The sequence below is a fragment of the Alteromonas australica genome, assembly GCF_000730385.1.
Taxonomy (GTDB): Bacteria; Pseudomonadota; Gammaproteobacteria; order Enterobacterales; family Alteromonadaceae; genus Alteromonas; species Alteromonas australica.
Map to the genome: position 1 here is coordinate 3,387,186 of NZ_CP008849.1, position 18,528 is coordinate 3,405,713.

Genomic DNA, 18,528 nt, shown 5'->3' on the forward strand with positions numbered 1-18,528 from the left:
ATCTTGTTGTCTCAAGCAATAGGCTCGATATGTAAGGATTCGTCTTCTAAGTAGATTTGAGCGGGTTGCTTCCAGCACGATGTTTTGACTTTGTCGTGCATAATAAATTGCCCCGCAATTGATATGAGTTCTGCATCTAACGACTGGCAGAATACCCGCGCTTGAGTATTCCCTTTCACCCCAGCTAGGGCTCTCCCTCTTAGCGTACCGTACACATGAATATTACCATCGGCTAAGACTTCTGCGCCTTCGCTAACCGCCGCGGTAATCACGAGATCACTGCCTTCCGCGTAAACTTGCTGGCCTGAACGCACAGGTCGATTAACCACTTTCGCGGGCTTAATAACTGGCACTGGTGCGATTTCTGGAGGCGAGGCAGGCTTGGGCGCTTCGTGGTTGGCGCCATCGGAGGCCGTTTTTGTGCTTGATGGTTTGAGCGTGCTTTCCGTAAACTTACTTTGGCTAACATCAGCCAAACCAAGGTCGTTAATCACCGACTTCAAATTCAGTGTGTTGCCACGCACTGCCATGGGCTGAAGCTCAAATTTACGGCATAGCGCCACCAGCAATTCTAGTTCGGTGGCAGACAAGGACGTATTTAGATGAAGAATAAGGGATGAACGAGTAAAAAATTGCGGCGCGCTCGCCACTTTTTGGGCAAGTTGCGATTCAAACCTGTCGGGGTCAAATTCGATAACCTCTAACACTATGCTAGTAAGCGTAGTGCCTTTCATTCGAAAGCACGTATCTGTCATTAACTATTCCTGAGTAATTTTTTGCGCACGCACCCATTTAAAGGGCTTTGGCGAGTATGCACTCTACCAAATTCCTCTTCAACGGCAATAGCCAAGTGCGTATCACCTCACTAAGCGCTCAATTAATAGGCAGTTAAATTTTAAACCCGTAATAAATAGCGAAAGCTAAGCAAGTTACACTAAATTCTGCGTACGCCAGCAACAGGTTTTGCTGCGACACACAAACCACATTTACTCGCTATTATCAGTTAGTTTTACTGGGTCTAACAGGGTAATGAGTTCTTCTTTTGGTATATCGGTCATTTCCAATGCCACATCTAGCACAGGACGCTTTTGTTTGTAAGCCGCCTTAGCAATTTCTGCCGCTTTGCTATAACCAATGATAGGATTAAGTGCGGTGACGAGTATGGGGTTTTTCTCAAGCGCCTGATCTAAATTTTCCTGATTCACACTAAAGCCTTTAATGGCTTTTTCCCCCAGTTGGGTGGCACTTGTAGTCATTAAATGAATGCTCGACAACAAATTGCTCGCAATCATAGGTAACATAACGTTTAACTCAAAATTACCCGACTGCCCACCAACTGAAATAGCGGAATCGTTACCCATCACCTGTGCGCTAGCCATCGCTACCGCTTCCGGAATAACGGGGTTTATCTTACCTGGCATAATGGACGATCCCGGTTGCAATGCAGGCAACGCTATTTCGCCTAACCCCGCTAAAGGACCGGAATTCATCCAGCGTAAATCGTTGGCAATTTTCATCAACGAAACGGCGGTAGATTTTACGCATCCCGACAAGGTAACAGCGTTGTCTTGCGCACTAATGAGGGAAAACACATTTTCTGCTTGTTTAAACGCAATCCCGGTCATATCAGACAGTTCCCGTGCCACTTCTTGGCCAAAATCTGGATGGGCATTAACACCTGTGCCCACCGCTGTTCCGCCTTGCGCCAATTGTTGAATTGAAGGGAGCACTGCATTGAGTGTTTGAATTTGCTGGCTGATTTGTGAGGACCAAGCCCGAAGACTTTGATCCATCCTCACTGGCATGGCGTCCATCAGATGGGTACGCCCTGTTTTACAAAAACAAGCAACTTCGTCGGCTTTTCCTTCAATGATACTCACCAACGCTTTAAGAGCAGGTAACAACCGTTGGCTGACTTCTAAAGCAGCACTGATATGTATTGTGGTGGGGATAACATCATTAGAACTTTGCCCACAGTTAACGTGATCGTTGGGGTGAATATCTTGCTGACTATCTCGCCGGGCAATATGGGCAATGACTTCGTTAGCATTCATGTTGGTACTGGTGCCTGACCCTGTTTGAAACACATCCACAGGAAAATGCTTCAAAATATCGTCTGCTAACAAGGTATCACACGCCTTAATAATGGCAGTCGCCTTACTTTCATCTAACGTGGCTAAGTTTAAATTGGCCTGTGCGGCGGCTTTTTTCTGTAGTATTAAAGCCTGAAGAAATGCCAGCGGCATGCGCTGCCCGCTAATAGGAAAGTTTTGAATGGCTCGTTGGGTTTGTGCGCCATAGAGTGCATCTTTAGGGACGTCTAGTTCGCCCATACTGTCTCGCTCAGTTCGCGTTGCTTTCATGGTTTATTTCCCTAACCGTTAACCTATAAGAAGTGTTGTTAGCCTTTCTATTAAAAGACTCACTAGCTTGTGAGTTTGTACTACGGAATATCACGCCTTGATCAATCCTTAAACCGCAGCGGCAAACGTAAACCACTATGGCGCCTCCCCCTATTCACGCCCACCCCATATCCAAAAGCCGGTGGACAGCATCTAGTATCAAACGACACAAGCTTAATGATAATCATTAGCATTAACAATGATCTCATAGTATGCTTGTTTCGTAACGTTAAACAAACCAAGTTCTCAATGCGATATTTCTTCGTTTGTAAAACCACCCATTTAAGGATTTTCGACCATGTTAAAACGTTTGTTATTTTGCGCTAGCACCTTACTCGTTTCACAATTTAGTCTGGCTGATGAGTGTTCAACCACTATCGAAAGTAATGATGCTATGCAGTACAACAAAAGTGAACTTGTTATTCCTGCCACCTGTGAAGACTTTACTGTCACCCTGAAACACACGGGAAACCTCCCTAAGCAGGCAATGGGCCATAACTGGGTAATGACCAAAGAGGCTGATGCACAGCCGGTGGCCACTGCAGGAATTAGCGCAGGAATGGAAAACAATTATGTTAAGCCTGACGATGAACGTGTTATTGCCGCCACTGATATTATTGGCGGCGGTGAATCAACCTCTACCACCTTTTCAGTGAAGGGGCTAAACAAATCTGACGCCTATCTTTTCTTCTGCTCTTTCCCAGGCCACATTGGCATTATGAAGGGCACAGTGACCTTTGAAAGTTAGTGTTTTTTATTGAGAAACGGCTAGCCGTTTCTCTTTTCCTCAAAAAGGCAATCCAGTGACATCAATGACCACGACCTCACGCACCCTGCTGTCAGTGATTAATCAGCACCCTTATTTGATAAACAAGCGGGTGATACTGCCCGTCATCTTGTCGGTATTACTGGGGTTAAGCGTGACTCGTGAAGTCACAATCGCGGTACTGTCAGACGCCTACTTTCAGGTTGCCGCATTCGTCTATGCTTCGTTAGCGCTTTACTACCTTGCTACGTTAAGAATATCGGCAGAAGCGATAAGCCGATTTATGAACCAACATCCAGTTTATGAAGTTGGGCTGGCTGCATGCCTTGGTGCCCTGCCCGGCTGCGGCGGTGCCATTATCGTCGTCACTCAATACACCAAGGGAGTCACTAGCTTTGGGGCGGTGGTGGCAGTATTAACAAGCACCATGGGGGACGCTGCATTTCTGCTTTTAGCGCAATCCCCCATTGACGGCTTAACCGTTATGGCAGTTGGCGTTGTGGTAGGAAGTCTTACGGGTTTAGTGGTCAACAAATTTCATAACTACAAACCCTCTGACACCCTAAAGGATACAGTTGTCTCCGAGACATCTCTATCAACTGAAAGTGAGGCGAACCTCAGCCTTGGTGATAACGTTAAGCGAGCATCGATTAAGTTTTGGATGGCGGTAGCCATACCTTCTTTAGCCATCGCCTTAGGCATTGCCCTTCAACTTCCCGTTCATCAATACCTCGGAATATCAGCAAAATCCCTTGGATATATAGGCGCAACACTCTGTTTTATTGGCATTTCACTCTGGGCATTTAGCGGCTCATCTACCGGTTACGCTTCCATCACAAAAGAGGAGGCTATTTCGCCCCCGGTAAGCTGGCAAGAAAAGTCAGCCCTTGATACCCAATTTGTGTTGGCTTGGGTAGTGGTTGCCTTTTTGCTTTTTGAACTGTCCATATTGTGGTTTGCTATCGATATTACCCAACTATTTCAAGGAATGGGCTTAGGCTTAGTGGCATTGGCCATTGTGATTGGTTTTCTTCCTGGTTGCGGGCCACAAATTCTCGTGACCACGTTATACCTCAATGGCGCCATTCCCTTTTCAGCCCAATTAGGCAATGCTATCAGTAACGATGGTGATGCGTTATTTCCTGCCATAGCGTTATCACCTAAGGCTGCCATGTTAGCAACGTTTTACTCGGCACTGCCCGCGTTTATTGTGGGTTATGGCTATTACTTTTTGTTCGAGTAGCTACTCTTCTTCCTGATTATTTAAGCCATTTTGCTGCGCCTCTTGCCACGGCACGCTTAGCGTATACTTCCCCTTTCGGGTTTTATACTGGTACACGGTTGTGGTTAGCACAATATCGCGGGGTTGCACGTTTTCTGGTAGTTGAATCACTTCATTCACCGCTTGAAAGTACTTAAATCGATAGGCAACCTTGCTTGGCATACTGCCTGTATTTGAGGAATTCAACGTCACTTCTTTACCTTCGCGGTCCCCTACAATTGCAATCGACAAATCGCCTCGAAGCACTCTTTTGGTTTTACTCTGTTGTAATAACACCATGCGAAGCTGATATTGACCCGCCACGTCGGTGGGGTGAATTTGTACCCCTTCCACTGAAAAACCGCCTTGTTCATTCTCTGGTGACATTACCCTTTCATAAAAAGCAATCTTTTCAATCAGTGCTACCTGCGAATTACGCTCTTTAGTTAGCGCAGCAAGAATGTTTTGCTTTTCTTCGCCTTCCAAGGCCAAGGCGATTTCTAACTGATTAACTTTCGTGGTGAGTTGGTTATTTTCCTCTAACAACAAGGCAATGGTATCTGCTTGTGCGAGAACTTTCTGACTATCTCCGGCATCGAGTTTTCTGGCAATCTTGTACCCTAGCGCAATCATTAGCAGCATAAGCAGCGCCATTAAAAGCGACCATTTGTGGTTGCCCAATCTTTGTTTTAATTCGTCTGTTGTCATGGTTATTTTTTGTTAATACTTAACTTGCGGGTGGATGCTGTAGTTAACATTATGAATTGCAAGTGTTTGTGGTAAGCTAATTATATCTCGACATTACATTAACATATCATGCGCCTGCAGGCTTTACGACAAGAAGTCGCTCACCCAAGAACGTCTGTCCAACTTTGCTTACTCGGTATCGTCGGAGGCGTGTGCGCGGCTTCACTGATCATTCTATTTCGATTGTGTGTGGAATGGCTGCAATCCACGGGGCTTACCACCTTACAAGGCTGGTTTAATAGTGACTGGCCAGCGTACTTACTTCTTCCCTTAGTCAGTGTGGGACTTATCTTGCTAATAGCCTATATTACTGGCTTTAAGCATTATCGAATGGGCATCCCTTTCGTCATCCACCGGGTGAAGTATTACTACGGCCATATTCCATTTAGAACCACAATTAACCAATTTTTCGGTGGTATGTTGGCGCTGGCTGGCGGTTTTGTTGTCGGCCGAGAGGGGCCCTCTGTTCACCTTGGCGCATCAGGCAGTAGCTTTCTCGGGCAATGGCTTCGCTTACCCTACAACAGCATTCGCATTTTAGCCGGTTGCGGCATTGCAGCGGGCATTTCAGCGTCGTTTAATACACCTTTCGCCGCCGTTATCTTTGTGATGGAAGTTGTTCTTCGGGAATATAAAATCCATATATTTGTTCCTGTGATGCTTGCCGCTGCCTGTGGCTCTGTACTTACTCGTATCGTCTTTGGCGAATTCAACGAACTGTCATTTTTGTCGTTTAATGCATTTAGCCAATGGATGTACCTTTACTTAGTGCTCCTTGGTGTTTTGCTAGGCATGTTAGCCACCTTGTTTAACCATCAACTCATGCGCGTAATGACATTTTTCAGACCCGTCTCTATGGTCTGGCGATTAGTGCTGGCCGCTTTGATAACGGGTACCGTTGGAACCTTGTTACCTGAGGCATTGGGCGCCAATTTTGTAGACGTCGAAAAGCTTTTCGACCGCGACCCAGGCACCTTATTATTGTGCGCGATTCTTGTGAGTAAAGTGATTCTCGCGGTATGTGCCATTGGCCTTGGTGTACCCGGCGGCATTATTGGCCCTGTTATGGTCATTGGCATGCTCGCTGGCGCAGTGCTTCTATTGCCTTTATCTTATTTTATCAACGTGCCCGAATTCACCAGCAGTTTCGCCCTTTTGGGCATAGCGGGCATGCTCACCGCGGTACTGCATGCTCCCTTAGCTGCCTTATCCGCGGTAATGGAACTGTCGTACAGCCCGCAAATTATATTACCAGCAATGCTGGTTATTGTGCCTGCGTACGTCACCGCAACACAATTTTTTGGCAATCGCTCTATCTTCATCCGTCAGCTTGATTACCAAAACTTACCCTATGCGATTTCATCCATTCGCGAGGCGTTGGAAAAAACTGGGGTGCTAGCGGCAATGAGCACTGACTATAAGCTGTTTGTTGACGCTCCTGAACAAGCGCTTGAAGAGTATTTGTCGAACAACCCGACAAACGTTGTGATTCAGCAATCAAAATTTGAAATAGATGTGCAGTATAAACTGGTCCAATACAATGTCAGCTTAGAGCATGATGCAAATGCGTTAAGCTATCACCAAATGGAAGGGTTAAACGCGCAAAGTACGCTTCATGAAGTGTATGAGCAATTGAAAAATACCCGTTCTGGCGCTGTTTATATTTACGACCAAGAGTTCAATGATATTATTGGCGTTATTACGTGGAATATCTTACAAAGCTTTTTACAGAAGGCACAGTACTAGTTTATGTATATTTTATGGTTTAAAGCACTTCACATCTTTTTTATGCTTGCTTGGATGGCTGGGCTGTTTTACTTACCGCGCCTGTTTGTTTACCACGCCAATGCAAAGTCGCAGGTGGTAAAAGACGAATTTAAGGTCATGGAAAGACGGCTATGGTATTTCGTGACACCCTTTGCGGTTCTGACCCTCGTCTTCGGCGTGGCACTTATTGTCAGTTACGGCGCCACGTGGTTTAAAATGTCTGGGTGGTTGCACATTAAACTGCTTTTTTTAGTTGCAATTTACAGCTATCACTTCTATCTATTTAAACTGATGAAACAGTTTGCACGTGATGAAAACAGGCATAGTGCTAAGTTTTATCGCATACTCAACGAAGCCCCCGTTTTACTCATTCTGGGTATTGTGTGTCTTGCGGTAGTTAAACCATTATAAACGCTGAGCGTGAGTGCAAAAATATCACGATTAATTCACACTAAGGATATGCGGTAATTGCAAACGTATGGGGACATATCATGGAAGATAGCAATCAACATTTGAAAACCTTATTACAAAACACGGATAACGCATTTAAGGCCCTTATGCGCGAGCCGGACTCCATAGCGCTGAACCAAGCCTACGATGACGCAAAGGCCGAACTAGATACCTATATGGTGTCACTTAAACATACTCTCTCTCAGCGCCAGGAACAGCAAAAGCATCATCGTGGCCGATAATGCGGGAAAACGATTTACGTCTTGGTTTGAGTAAAAGTTTCAAATTGGTTAGGCAACGCTGACGCCAATTCCCCTGCTAACGTCACATATTCATTTAGCATCGCCGGTAGCTGTTGCCACAATTGTGGAAGGTTTTCCTGCAACATCTTTTTCTGCACGTCATTTCTTTGGGCAAGCGCAAGCTCTACATTGGCAAGTGTAGAGAATAACTTTAAGCACCGCGCGAGGACCTTTTCAGGCGCTTCAGCTTGGGATGTTTGTTCATTAGGAGGCTGTTTTTCGTACCTATCCCACGCCTCTTGCCATACGCTTTCTAACTGCTGATGTGCATAGAGCAGCCCAGTTAACCATTGCGTCACTGTGGATTGTCGGATATCGATACCCGGTCTGAAATAGCAAGCAGAAGGAAGATTAGGGTTACTATCACGCATGGCCATGAGATGTGCGCGCAGCGTATTCATTAACACGTCAGCCAACGCATCCACATCTTGATCCACCATGACACTGGATGATTGCTTGATCAGCCATGGCATCCACGCCTCTGGCATAGGAATTTCAGGCGCCGCGGCTACCGCGAAAATCATACCATCCGCTTCATGCTTACTTGGCAGAACAGCGTGTAAATTTTGATTTTCATAAACCTGAGCTAACGCATCTATAGGCGCTGTATTCATACAAAACTTCCTTCCTAGGGTTGCAAATACCCTGTTGCCACCTGTACCCTTCGCGCCCCTTCTTTACGGGTGACCCAAACAGGTAATCATTAACGAAGTGAAGCACACGACAATAGGGTGAGGTAATGCTATTGCGTGTTCTTCTCCCTATTGTCATGATACCAAAACTTAACCAAGAGTCGTTGACATGGCAAAAGATAAATCTGGATATATCATCGCAGCTGCCTTTATTGGGCCTGGCACAGTGACCACGGCTAGCCTTGCCGGGGCAAACTTCGGTCTTCATTTAGTGTGGGCATTACTCTTTTCTGTTTTCGCCACCATAATGCTGCAAGATATGGCAGCGCGCTTAGGTGTCGCTACCCAAAAAGGGCTGGCTGATGCGATGAAAGATCAGATTGCTCACCCCACCCTAAAAATACTCTTAGTGGCGCTGATTGTTTCTGCTATTGGTATTGGTAATGCAGCTTATGAATCTGGCAATTTAACCGGTGCGGCTATAGGGCTTAACGCCTTTGCCAATTTAGGCACAGGCACCTGGGCCTTTATCCTAGGAATTTGCGCTGCGTTACTCTTATGGACCGGTCGCTACCAATGGATAGAATCTGTCTTGGTCGCTTTAGTATTCATCATGGCTGGCGTATTTTTTATTACGTTTATTGTGGCTAAACCAGACGTGGTCGCCATGGCGTCACAACTGCTTACCCCTAGGCTAGATAGCGATGTCATTACCACCGTACTTGCGTTAATTGGCACGACGATTGTGCCTTATAATTTGTTCTTGCATGCAAGTCTTGTGGCTAAGTCTAGCGCAGGCCTAGATAAAGATCAGGCTGTTAAGCGTTGCAGACGTCAGTCGGCACAGGCAATCAGTGTGGGTGGTTTAATTACCCTTATAGTGATGGCAACCGCGATGATGGCGTTTTTTAACCATGCTATCACCATGGACGCCGCTAATATGTCTGAGCAACTTAAGCCCGTATTAGGGGATAAAGCCCAATGGTTTTTTGCTCTAGGGTTATTTGCCGCCGGCTTAACCAGCGCCATAACCGCTCCCCTTGCCGCAGCCTATGCTGTGTGTGGTGCTTTAGGTATCTCTGATAACATGAAAGGAAAGGCGTTTCGTGCTGTTTGGTTAATCATTATCCTGGTGGGCGTAAGCGTTGCCATGATGGGCTTTAAACCCTTACCCGCCATTTTGTTTGCCCAAGCCACCAATGGATTACTGCTTCCTATCATCGCGCTGTTTCTATTAATGGTAATGAACAACAAAGAAGCTTTGGGTGAATATCGCAATTCCACACTGAGTAATATTGCTGGAGGATGCGTGGTTGCAACCGTGATAGGACTAGGTAGCTACAAAGTGCTGGGGCTGTTTTTCTAACTGTTTCGGCGGCGAGTCTAGGCTACATGAACGAACATGAACGCACCTTGCAAAATGCAGGTGCGTTCACTGATAGGATTACCGACTATTTATTGGCAAAGGCGCGCAAGAATATCCTCTAGCATTTGCTTACTGCAGCCGTAGTTTATGCGAAAGTGATCCGCTTGATGGAAATCTGCGCCCGGTGATGGCCCCACCCCTTTTTGCTCAGCCCAAGTAAGCACGTTATCCACCTTCAAGCCACTAGCGTCTACCCACGCTAAAAAGGTCGCATCAGGCTTTATCATGGATAACCCCTCAATGCTGTTAACGGCCTCAAATACGCGGTCACGATTTTCTTTCAAATATGCTAATTGCGCTTGATGCCAGTCATCACACTCAGTAAATGCCGCCTGTGTGGCAGCTAAACCTAACACGGTCACCCACGGCATAATACCCGCTGCAGCTTGCGTAAACTGACGACGTAACCCTGCGTCTGGAATAACCGCAAAGGACGTACCAAGCCCTGCCACGTTAAAGGTTTTACTGGCCGCCATCAGCGTAACGCTGTTATTTTCTAGTTCGCTTACTCGGCCTGCGGGGATATGTGTCTTGCCCGGCTCTAAAATAAGATCGCAATGAATTTCATCACTGCACAAGCGAACGTTATGTTGATTACAGATTGTTGCAATTCTATCAATCTCGTCTTGCGTCAATACAGAGCCCACAGGGTTCATCGGATTACATACGATAAACAACTTACATTTAGGATCGGCAGCGTGGCTTTCCAATGCTTCAAAATCAATGGTATAACGAGGTTTTTCTGAGTCGCTATTGTCTATTACCGTGCCAATATCCACTCGCTCCAAATCGTTAATTTTAGGCGCAGCTAATAGGGGTGGATAGTTAGGCGTTTGAATTAGCACCTTATCGCCAGGCTCACAATAGGCTTTGCATGCTACATTAAATGCGGGCACCACACCTGGGGTCCATACCAGCCATTCAGGCTTAATTTGCCAATCATGTTTGTCGGCAAGCCAGCGGACAACGGCATTCACCGCGTCTGTTTGTTGGGCAGGTAGAATATAGCCTAAGTTACCATGATCTACATGGCGTGAAATGGCATTTAATATGGGTTCAGCACAACGAAACTCCGTATCGGCGACCCATGCTGGGATAATATCCTTCCCGTTGTATTTCTGCCACTTGAATGAAAATGTCTCTTTGCGAGATGGGGTGTCGTCGAAGTTAAAAGTCACACTAGCGTCCTATTACCAATTTAATTAGCCCCTAGTGTAATAACTCAGGCGTAAGGAAACTAGCGCTGCTTATATCAATTCGAACTTTTTTATCCGTTCGTGACTTCCACCGCCTTGCTGGTTAATTCTTCCATATTGAGCGGCTTAGCCAGAAAACCATTCACCCCTAGCTTTCTGGCTTCCATGACAACGTTTTTGTTAGGGTCAGCGGTAATCAGCAAAAAGGGGATTTGTAAACGAGCCGCGTGACAGGTTTTTAGCAAGCTTAACCCATCGTACTCAGGCATGACCTGATCGCTAATGATTAAGTGCAAGGAGTCTGGGGTTTGCTGAAGCAAAAAATCACGGGCAATTTTACTTCTGCTAAACGGATAAACCGTCGCCCCTATTCGATTCTCGAGCGCATCGGTAATGAGATCGAGCGTAACAAGATCATCTTCTATAACTGCAATTGATAGCACGGATAACGCCCTTCTTGTGTGTATATTGGTGATGATAGAAGTAGAAATGGCCTTTGCCAACACTCCTTTGGTCGATATTTTTCGCCAGGATCAAAAAAGCCAACCTCAAGGTTGGCTTTTTAACGCGTAAAATGGTTTACGACTTAGGTGCGCGAGAAGCACGCTTACGTTCGTTTTCAGTAAGAAGCTTCTTACGAATACGAATAGACTCAGGCGTCACCTCGACTAGCTCGTCATCATCAATAAATTCAAGCGCTTGCTCGAGAGACATTTTGATTGGCGGCACAAGTGTTTGTGCTTCATCAGTACCCGATGCACGAACGTTAGTTAGCTGCTTACCTTTAAGCGCGTTAACCGTTAGGTCGTTGTCACGGCTATGAATACCAATCACCATACCTTCGTATACTTCTACACCATGGCCAATGAATAAACGACCACGTTCTTGAAGGTTAAACAATGCGTTAGTTAGGGCTTTACCGTTCGCATTCGCGATAAGAACACCATTCTTACGCTTACCAATAATACCGCCTTTGTACGGGCCGTAATGGTCGAATGTATGATAAAGCAAACCAGAACCTGACGTCATTGTCATGAATTCAGTTTGGAATCCGATTAGGCCACGGCTAGGAATAACGAAGTCAATACGTACACGACCTTTGCCATCTGGAGACATATCAGTCATTTCAGCTTTACGTAAACCAAGTTGTTCCATAATTGAACCTTGGTGCTGCTCTTCACAGTCGATGGTCAAGGTTTCATACGGCTCTTGCGTTTCGCCATTTTCTTCTTTCAAGATAACTTCTGGACGTGATACCGCAAGCTCGTAACCTTCACGACGCATATTCTCAATAAGAATACCTAAGTGAAGTTCGCCACGACCTGACACGCGGAACTTATCCGGATCGGCCATTTCTTCAACGCGTAATGCTACGTTGTGAACCAGTTCATCGTTCAAACGCTCTAGGATATTACGAGACGTAACGTACTTACCTTCTTTACCCGCAAACGGTGAAGTATTAACTTGGAAGGTCATGGTAACCGTTGGCTCATCTACCGAAAGAGGTGGAAGTGCTTCAACCGCATTGACATCACAAATCGTGTCAGAGATTTTCAGTTCGCCAAGACCTGTGATAGCAATGATATCACCCGCATTGGCCGCATCAACTTCGTGTCGCTCTAGACCAAGGTAACCATATACTAGGCCCACTTTTCCGTTACGTGTTTTACCGTCAGCAGTGACCACCGTGACTTGCTGGTTAGGCTTAACAGAACCACGGCTTACACGACCCACACCAATTACGCCTACATAAGAGTTGTAATCTAGTTGAGAAATCTGCATTTGGAAACCGCCGTTAACGTCTGCGTCAGGCGCAGCTACTTGGTCAACGATAGTTTGGAAAAGTGGTGTCATGTCATCGGTAGGCGCATCGGCATCCAATGACGCCCAGCCGTTTAACGCTGAAGCGTAAACAACTTGGAAATCTAGCTGTTCATCTGTAGCACCTAGGTTATCAAACAAGTCAAAAACTTGATCCATTACCCAGTCAGGGCGCGCGCCTGGCTTATCGATTTTGTTAATAACAACAATTGGCTTAAGACCTTGAGCAAACGCTTTTTGCGTAACAAAACGGGTTTGCGGCATTGGACCTTCTTGTGCGTCGACAAGAAGAAGTACAGAGTCAGCCATTGACATAACACGCTCTACTTCACCACCGAAATCGGCGTGTCCTGGAGTATCAACAATGTTGATACGGTAGTCATTCCAGTTAATTGCAGTGTTTTTCGCTAAGATGGTAATGCCGCGTTCTTTCTCGATGTCGTTCGAGTCCATCACGCGCTCTTCTTGCTCGCCTCGAGATTCAAGGGTGCCCGACTGTTGTAACAGTTTGTCAACCAATGTTGTTTTACCGTGGTCAACGTGGGCAATGATTGCGATGTTACGCAATTTACTAATATCAGTGGTATTCATGCTTAATAGAGCCTGTGTAAATCGATACATACCAAAATAGTATGCATTAGATTTGTTGCAAAAAATGCAGATAGAGAAATTTGCGCGGATTGTACAGAAAAACCACGACGTTTGCGCCTCTTTTTTTCGACAAACCGTAAATGTTTTTGAATGGCGTACTTTAAAACGTGTTAAAGAACGCATAAGGTAAAACGGTTAGCGAAAAAGATGCAGGTTTAAGTGGCAACCCTCGGCGACTTACTCTAGGCTAGCTGACAACAATAATTTTACATTGCACCCTTGCAGTGCCTTAATGCACCATTGAAGTGCAAAAATCTAATGACAGAAAGGACTTTATCGGCTGCGATGCCGTATAAATAGGAATAGCGATAAATGGCATGATAATCGCTTTCACTTTAGCACTGTTGGAATGAAGCTGATCATTCCGCATTTTTACATTAAACCTGGAGGACACGATGTCAGTAGATAAGGCATTAGAACTTATTAAAGAGAGTGAAGCGAAATTTGTAGATTTACGCTTTACTGATACTAAAGGTAAAGAACAACACGTATCAATCCCTGCTAGCCAAGTTGACGATGAATTCTTTGAAGAAGGCAAAATGTTCGACGGTTCTTCAATTGCAGGTTGGAAAGGCATCAACGAATCTGACATGGTTCTTCTTCCAGATGCAGACAGCTGCGTAGTTGACCCTTTTGCAGAAGAAACGCAAGTTAATATTCGTTGTGACATCGTAGAGCCTTCTACTATGGAAGGTTACGAACGTGACCCTCGTTCAGTTGCTCGTCGCGCAGAAGAGTATCTTAAGTCTACCGGTATCGGTGATACTGTATTCTTCGGTCCTGAGCCAGAATTTTTCTTATTCGATGATGTTAAATTCCACACTGACATGGCCGGTTCTTTCTACAAAATCGACTCTGCAGAAGCAAAGTGGAACTCTGGTGAAGAGTTTGAAGGCGGCAACATGGCTCACCGTCCAGGCGTAAAAGGTGGTTACTTCCCAGTACCTCCAGTAGATTCTGCCCACGACATTCGTGCTGCTATGTGTATGGTAATGGAAGAAATGGGCTTAGTTATTGAAGCGCATCACCACGAAGTGGCGACTGCGGGTCAAAACGAAATCGCTTGCGAATTCAACACCCTTGTTAAGAAAGCTGACGAAATTCAAATCTACAAGTACGTTGTTCACAACGTTGCTCACGCATACGGTCAAACAGCGACTTTCATGCCTAAGCCTCTTGTAGGTGATAATGGCTCTGGTATGCACTGCCACCAATCTATTGCTAAAGATGGTAAAAATATCTTTGCAGGTGACAAGTACGCCGGTCTTTCTGAAGAAGCACTTTACTACATTGGCGGTATCATTAAGCACGCTCGTGCTATCAATGCTTTCGCAAACGCATCAACTAACTCGTACAAGCGTCTTGTACCAGGGTTTGAAGCGCCAGTAATGCTTGCTTATTCTGCTCGTAACCGTTCTGCGTCAATCCGTATTCCATACGTAACTAGCGATAAAGCGCGTCGTATCGAAGTACGTTTCCCTGACCCAACAGCTAACCCGTACCTTGCATTTACTGCAATGCTTATGGCTGGTCTTGACGGAATTAAGAACAAGATCCACCCTGGCGATTCAATGGATAAAGATCTTTATGACCTTCCTCCAGAAGAAGCAGCAGAAATCCCAACTGTTGCAAGCTCGCTAGAAATGGCGCTTGAAGCACTAGATAACGATCGTGACTTCCTTAAGGAAGGCGGTGTAATGACAGACGACATGATTGATGCATACATTGATCTTAAGTCTGAAGAAGTGACTACCCTTAATATGTCAACTCACCCAGTTGAGTTTGACATGTACTACAGCGTATAAGCTGTTAGGTATTAAGTCTGATACAAAAGCCCGCAATTGCGGGCTTTTTTTATTGGCAAAGCTTTTCTATTATGTATTTATAATCGCGTGACTGAGTAACCCCGTGAACCGCGTATGTTTAGCAATCACTTTAAGCATTGCCTCGTTAGGCCTTGCAGCACAAGCAAGCCAGATAGTTCAGGCACAGCAAACTGTACCTGAAGAAAAAAGCATCTTCAAAGTGAAGCTTGCCGACGGCAGCTATGTGTTTACTGATAAACCTCAAGCGCAAGCAGAGCAAATAACATTTGCGAACCAAACCCAAAACCTGGTTCCTGCCGCTAACCTCACTTCTTCACCCAAATCTTTATCTTCTTCAGCGCCTCCCTCAACAGCAACGTACTCGGTAAAACTGCTTTCCCCTGCTGATGAAGAAACCATACGAAACAATGCAGGGAACATCACTATAGAGGCAACACAGCCTTCAAAGCCTTACGCACCTCGCTACCGTCTACTCTTAGATGGTAAAGAAAAAGCAACCAATACATCGGGCAAATTTGCGCTAAAAGGTGTCGACCGTGGTGCACATCAGTTCCAAGTTATTCTCATTGGTAATAAGGGCAAGACTCTTGCATCGTCTGAGGTAAGAACGCTGTATTTGCATCAAGCATCAGTGCTCATAAACAATAACTAGGGTTCAATTGTAGCGCAGCGCCCGCACCATAGCGGGTCATAGCGAATATGACAACCGTGTTACATTGCACGCTTATATTCCACTCGTGATACAATGCACCATTAAAGTGCAAGGAGACAAACTCGGATGCAATCTACCGAGTTAGAAACGCAACTTTTACTCAATAGCCTAAATACGGCATTAGTAATGGTTGATGAACAACTGAACATTGCCTTCGCCAATCATGCAGGTGAAGCCCTGTTTGAAACGGGGAAAAAGCAACTTATCGGTCACCCGTTAAGCGACTTTTTTATGCCAGGCTCTATAGAGACAACGCGCCTAAGAGCGGCTATGCGTAGAGGTGAAGATTTCACTGAAAATGAAATGCGCTTGACGTTCCGTGACGGCCGCAATGTCATGACTGACTTGACGGTGACAAACCTACAGATGGAGGACGGCCCCCATCTGTTATTTGAAGTTAAAAAAATTGACCAGCAAAAACGTATTTCCAGAGAAAACTTACAAAATGCACAACATTATGCAGCACGTGAGTTAATCAGGGGTTTAGCACACGAAATTAAAAACCCTTTAGGGGGCATTCGTGGTGCAGCGCAATTGTTAGAGAAAGAACTCAGCGAGGAACATAAAGAGTTTACTCGCATGATTATAGAACAGTCGGATCGGTTACGAAATTTGGTAGATAGGCTGTTAGGGCCTAATTCTTTACCTCGTTTCGAAGAGTGTAATGTGCATCAGTCGTTGGAAAAAGTGCGATCACTCATGCGTGTAGACTCCGACACACCGATTACTATTATTCGAGATTACGACCCAAGTATTCCCAATCTGCGCATCGACCCAGATATGATTCAGCAAGCCGTGCTGAATATTGTACGCAATAGTGTTCAGGCACTCACAGAGCACAAAACACCCAACCCGCAAATTAGGTTGGTAACCCGAATTGAAAGGCAGATGACCATTCAAACAAAACGTCATGCCTTAGTTGCGAAACTGCGTATTGTAGATAACGGGCCTGGGATCCCAACAGAAATTAAAGACACCCTGTTTTATCCCATGGTGAGCAGTAAACAAAATGGCAGCGGGCTTGGGCTTTCCATTTCTCAAACACTAATTAATCACCATGGCGGCAAGATAGATGTAGAAAGCCACCCTGGTCACACTGAATTTGTAATTTATATACCGATAGAGCGTAAGGAGATAGGCAATGACGAATGAATCTGTATGGATTGTCGATGATGACAGTTCAATTCGTTGGGTGCTTCAAAAAGCCTTACAGGCAGCAAATATTGGGTGCTTGAGCTTTGAAAACCCACAAGACCTCTTGCTACAGCTTCAAAGTGGTCAAGCGCCGGAAGTGATCATATCTGACATACGTATGCCACAAATGGACGGCATGACCTTGTTGAATGAAGTGCACGTGTCACACCCCATGTTGCCGGTCATTATCATGACCGCCCACTCTGATTTAGACAGCGCGGTTAATGCCTACCAAAAAGGGGCATTTGAGTACTTGCCTAAGCCTTTTGATATTGATGAAGCAGTAACTCTTACCCAGCGAGCCCTCGCCCATGCAAGAGAACAATCTAGAACTCAGCAAGCCGTGCCTGATGAATCGCAAACTGAAATTATTGGTGAAGCGCCAGCCATGCAGGAGGTGTTTCGCGCAATAGGTAGATTATCTCGCTCTTCCATTAGTGTCTTAATTAACGGCCAGTCTGGAACCGGTAAAGAGCTGGTCGCTCACGCATTGCACCGCCATAGCCCACGTTCAAGCAACCCTTTTATTGCGCTTAACATGGCCGCTATTCCTGCTGATTTAGTAGAGTCTGAGTTATTTGGTCATGAAAAGGGCGCGTTTACGGGCGCACAAACTACCCGCCAAGGCCGCTTTGAACAAGCTGATGGTGGCACCCTGTTTCTCGATGAAATCGGTGATATGCCTTTAGATGTGCAAACGCGATTGCTTCGGGTACTGGCCGACGGACAATTTTACCGCGTAGGTGGCCATCAGTCAGTGTCAGTGGACGTGCGCATTATTGCTGCCACCCACCAAAACCTTGAACAACGTGTCGCCGAAGGCAAGTTTAGGGAAGATCTCTTCCACCGCCTCAATGTTATTCGCGTGCACTTACCCTCATTATCAGAAAGGCGAGAAGATATTCCGTTACTCGCTCGACATTTTTTGCGTAGAGCCGCAAAAGAACTAGACGTTGAAGCGAAGTCGCTGAGTAAAGATGCTGAAAAACTCATGGCGCAATTGCCCTGGCCCGGTAACGTACGCCAGCTTGAGAATGTATGCCGTTGGCTAACCGTTATGGCCAGTGGCCAAGAAGTGCTGCCTAGCGATTTACCGCCTGAGATTCACTCTGAGAGCTCAATTGAGAAAGCCAGTTCCGCTGCCGGTGACTGGCCAGAACTGCTTGCCAGTTGGACTGACAAACAACTTAAAGACGGGCATTACAATATTTTAAATGATGCCATGTTAACCTTTGAAAAAATCATGCTAGAGCGCGCGCTTCAGCATACTCATGGCCATAAGCAAGATGCAGCCAAACGACTTGGCTGGGGCAGAAACACCCTGACACGTAAACTAAAAGAACTTGGAATAAGCTAGTTTTCCTCTGTCTTACGC

At 45.7% G+C, this 18,528-nt stretch carries 17 protein-coding genes; 10 read left to right on the forward strand and 7 right to left on the reverse strand.

Annotation, left to right across the window (positions count from 1 at the left end; translation table 11 throughout):
• Nucleotides 1–11: 11 nt before the first annotated feature.
• Nucleotides 12–755 carry a septum site-determining protein MinC gene (minC, locus tag EP13_RS14845; RefSeq protein ID WP_044057967.1) on the reverse strand — a complete coding sequence of 248 codons (744 nt, stop codon included), beginning with the start codon at nt 753–755 and terminating at the stop codon, nt 12–14.
• Between the two features lie 231 nt (nt 756–986).
• Nucleotides 987–2,363 carry a class II fumarate hydratase gene (locus tag EP13_RS14850; RefSeq protein WP_044057968.1) on the reverse strand — a complete coding sequence of 459 codons (1,377 nt, stop codon included), beginning with the start codon at nt 2,361–2,363 and terminating at the stop codon, nt 987–989.
• Between the two features lie 337 nt (nt 2,364–2,700).
• On the opposite strand from EP13_RS14850, the gene azu reads away from it, so the two are divergent.
• Both azu and EP13_RS14860 read left to right on the forward strand, forming a co-directional pair.
• Nucleotides 2,701–3,150, forward strand: coding sequence for an azurin (gene azu, locus EP13_RS14855; protein WP_044057969.1), 450 nt, complete (start codon nt 2,701–2,703; stop codon nt 3,148–3,150).
• A 64-nt stretch (nt 3,151–3,214) separates the two neighbouring features.
• A complete protein-coding gene (locus tag EP13_RS14860) occupies nt 3,215–4,411 on the forward strand; it encodes a putative manganese transporter (protein WP_044057970.1) in 1,197 nt (398 codons plus the stop codon).
• On the opposite strand, the gene EP13_RS14865 is transcribed toward EP13_RS14860, so the two are convergent.
• Nucleotides 4,412–5,137, reverse strand: coding sequence for a DUF6776 family protein (locus EP13_RS14865; RefSeq protein ID WP_044057971.1), 726 nt, complete (start codon nt 5,135–5,137; stop codon nt 4,412–4,414).
• 108 nt (nt 5,138–5,245) lie between these two features.
• Between EP13_RS14865 and EP13_RS14870 the strand changes: the two genes are divergently transcribed.
• The 3 genes from EP13_RS14870 (at nt 5,246) to EP13_RS14880 (ending at nt 7,635) form a co-directional block, all read left to right on the forward strand.
• Nucleotides 5,246–6,922 (forward strand): chloride channel protein, encoded by a 1,677-nt coding sequence (locus EP13_RS14870; protein ID WP_044057972.1) that lies wholly within the window; start codon nt 5,246–5,248, stop codon nt 6,920–6,922.
• A gap of 3 nt (nt 6,923–6,925) precedes the next feature.
• A complete protein-coding gene (gene hemJ, locus EP13_RS14875; protein WP_044057973.1) occupies nt 6,926–7,354 on the forward strand; it encodes a protoporphyrinogen oxidase HemJ in 429 nt (142 codons plus the stop codon).
• A gap of 80 nt (nt 7,355–7,434) precedes the next feature.
• A complete protein-coding gene (locus EP13_RS14880) occupies nt 7,435–7,635 on the forward strand; it encodes a hypothetical protein (protein ID WP_044057974.1) in 201 nt (66 codons plus the stop codon).
• Nucleotides 7,636–7,649: 14 nt separating this feature from the next.
• On the opposite strand, the gene EP13_RS14885 is transcribed toward EP13_RS14880, so the two are convergent.
• On the reverse strand, nt 7,650–8,309 hold the full coding sequence (locus EP13_RS14885) for a UPF0149 family protein (RefSeq protein WP_044057975.1): 660 nt from the start codon (nt 8,307–8,309) through the stop codon (nt 7,650–7,652).
• A gap of 187 nt (nt 8,310–8,496) precedes the next feature.
• Here EP13_RS14885 and EP13_RS14890 point away from each other — a divergent pair, with 187 nt between their 5' ends.
• Nucleotides 8,497–9,693 (forward strand): Nramp family divalent metal transporter, encoded by a 1,197-nt coding sequence (locus EP13_RS14890; protein ID WP_044057976.1) that lies wholly within the window; start codon nt 8,497–8,499, stop codon nt 9,691–9,693.
• A gap of 89 nt (nt 9,694–9,782) precedes the next feature.
• Here EP13_RS14890 and EP13_RS14895 read toward each other — a convergent pair whose 3' ends face one another.
• The 3 genes from EP13_RS14895 to typA all read right to left on the reverse strand — a co-directional run bounded on the left by EP13_RS14895 (nt 9,783) and on the right by typA (nt 13,361).
• Nucleotides 9,783–10,931 carry a MalY/PatB family protein gene (locus tag EP13_RS14895; protein WP_044057977.1) on the reverse strand — a complete coding sequence of 383 codons (1,149 nt, stop codon included), beginning with the start codon at nt 10,929–10,931 and terminating at the stop codon, nt 9,783–9,785.
• An 89-nt stretch (nt 10,932–11,020) separates the two neighbouring features.
• Nucleotides 11,021–11,392: a response regulator gene (locus EP13_RS14900; protein ID WP_044057978.1), complete on the reverse strand. Its 372-nt coding sequence runs from the start codon at nt 11,390–11,392 to the stop codon at nt 11,021–11,023.
• A gap of 136 nt (nt 11,393–11,528) precedes the next feature.
• Nucleotides 11,529–13,361 carry a translational GTPase TypA gene (gene typA, locus EP13_RS14905; RefSeq protein WP_044057979.1) on the reverse strand — a complete coding sequence of 611 codons (1,833 nt, stop codon included), beginning with the start codon at nt 13,359–13,361 and terminating at the stop codon, nt 11,529–11,531.
• Between the two features lie 455 nt (nt 13,362–13,816).
• On the opposite strand from typA, the gene glnA reads away from it, so the two are divergent.
• From glnA to glnG, 4 genes are all read left to right on the forward strand, one after another.
• On the forward strand, nt 13,817–15,226 hold the full coding sequence (glnA, locus tag EP13_RS14910; RefSeq protein WP_044057980.1) for a glutamate--ammonia ligase: 1,410 nt from the start codon (nt 13,817–13,819) through the stop codon (nt 15,224–15,226).
• A gap of 103 nt (nt 15,227–15,329) precedes the next feature.
• Nucleotides 15,330–15,899, forward strand: coding sequence for a hypothetical protein (locus EP13_RS14915; protein ID WP_052364439.1), 570 nt, complete (start codon nt 15,330–15,332; stop codon nt 15,897–15,899).
• A 126-nt stretch (nt 15,900–16,025) separates the two neighbouring features.
• Nucleotides 16,026–17,111, forward strand: a complete 1,086-nt coding sequence (gene glnL, locus EP13_RS14920; protein WP_044057981.1) for a nitrogen regulation protein NR(II) — start codon at nt 16,026–16,028, stop codon at nt 17,109–17,111.
• Entirely contained in the window at nt 17,101–18,510 is a 1,410-nt protein-coding gene (glnG, locus tag EP13_RS14925) for a nitrogen regulation protein NR(I) (protein WP_044057982.1), read from the forward strand. Before glnL ends, glnG begins: the two co-directional genes overlap by 11 nt.
• Nucleotides 18,511–18,528: the final 18 nt, after the last annotated feature.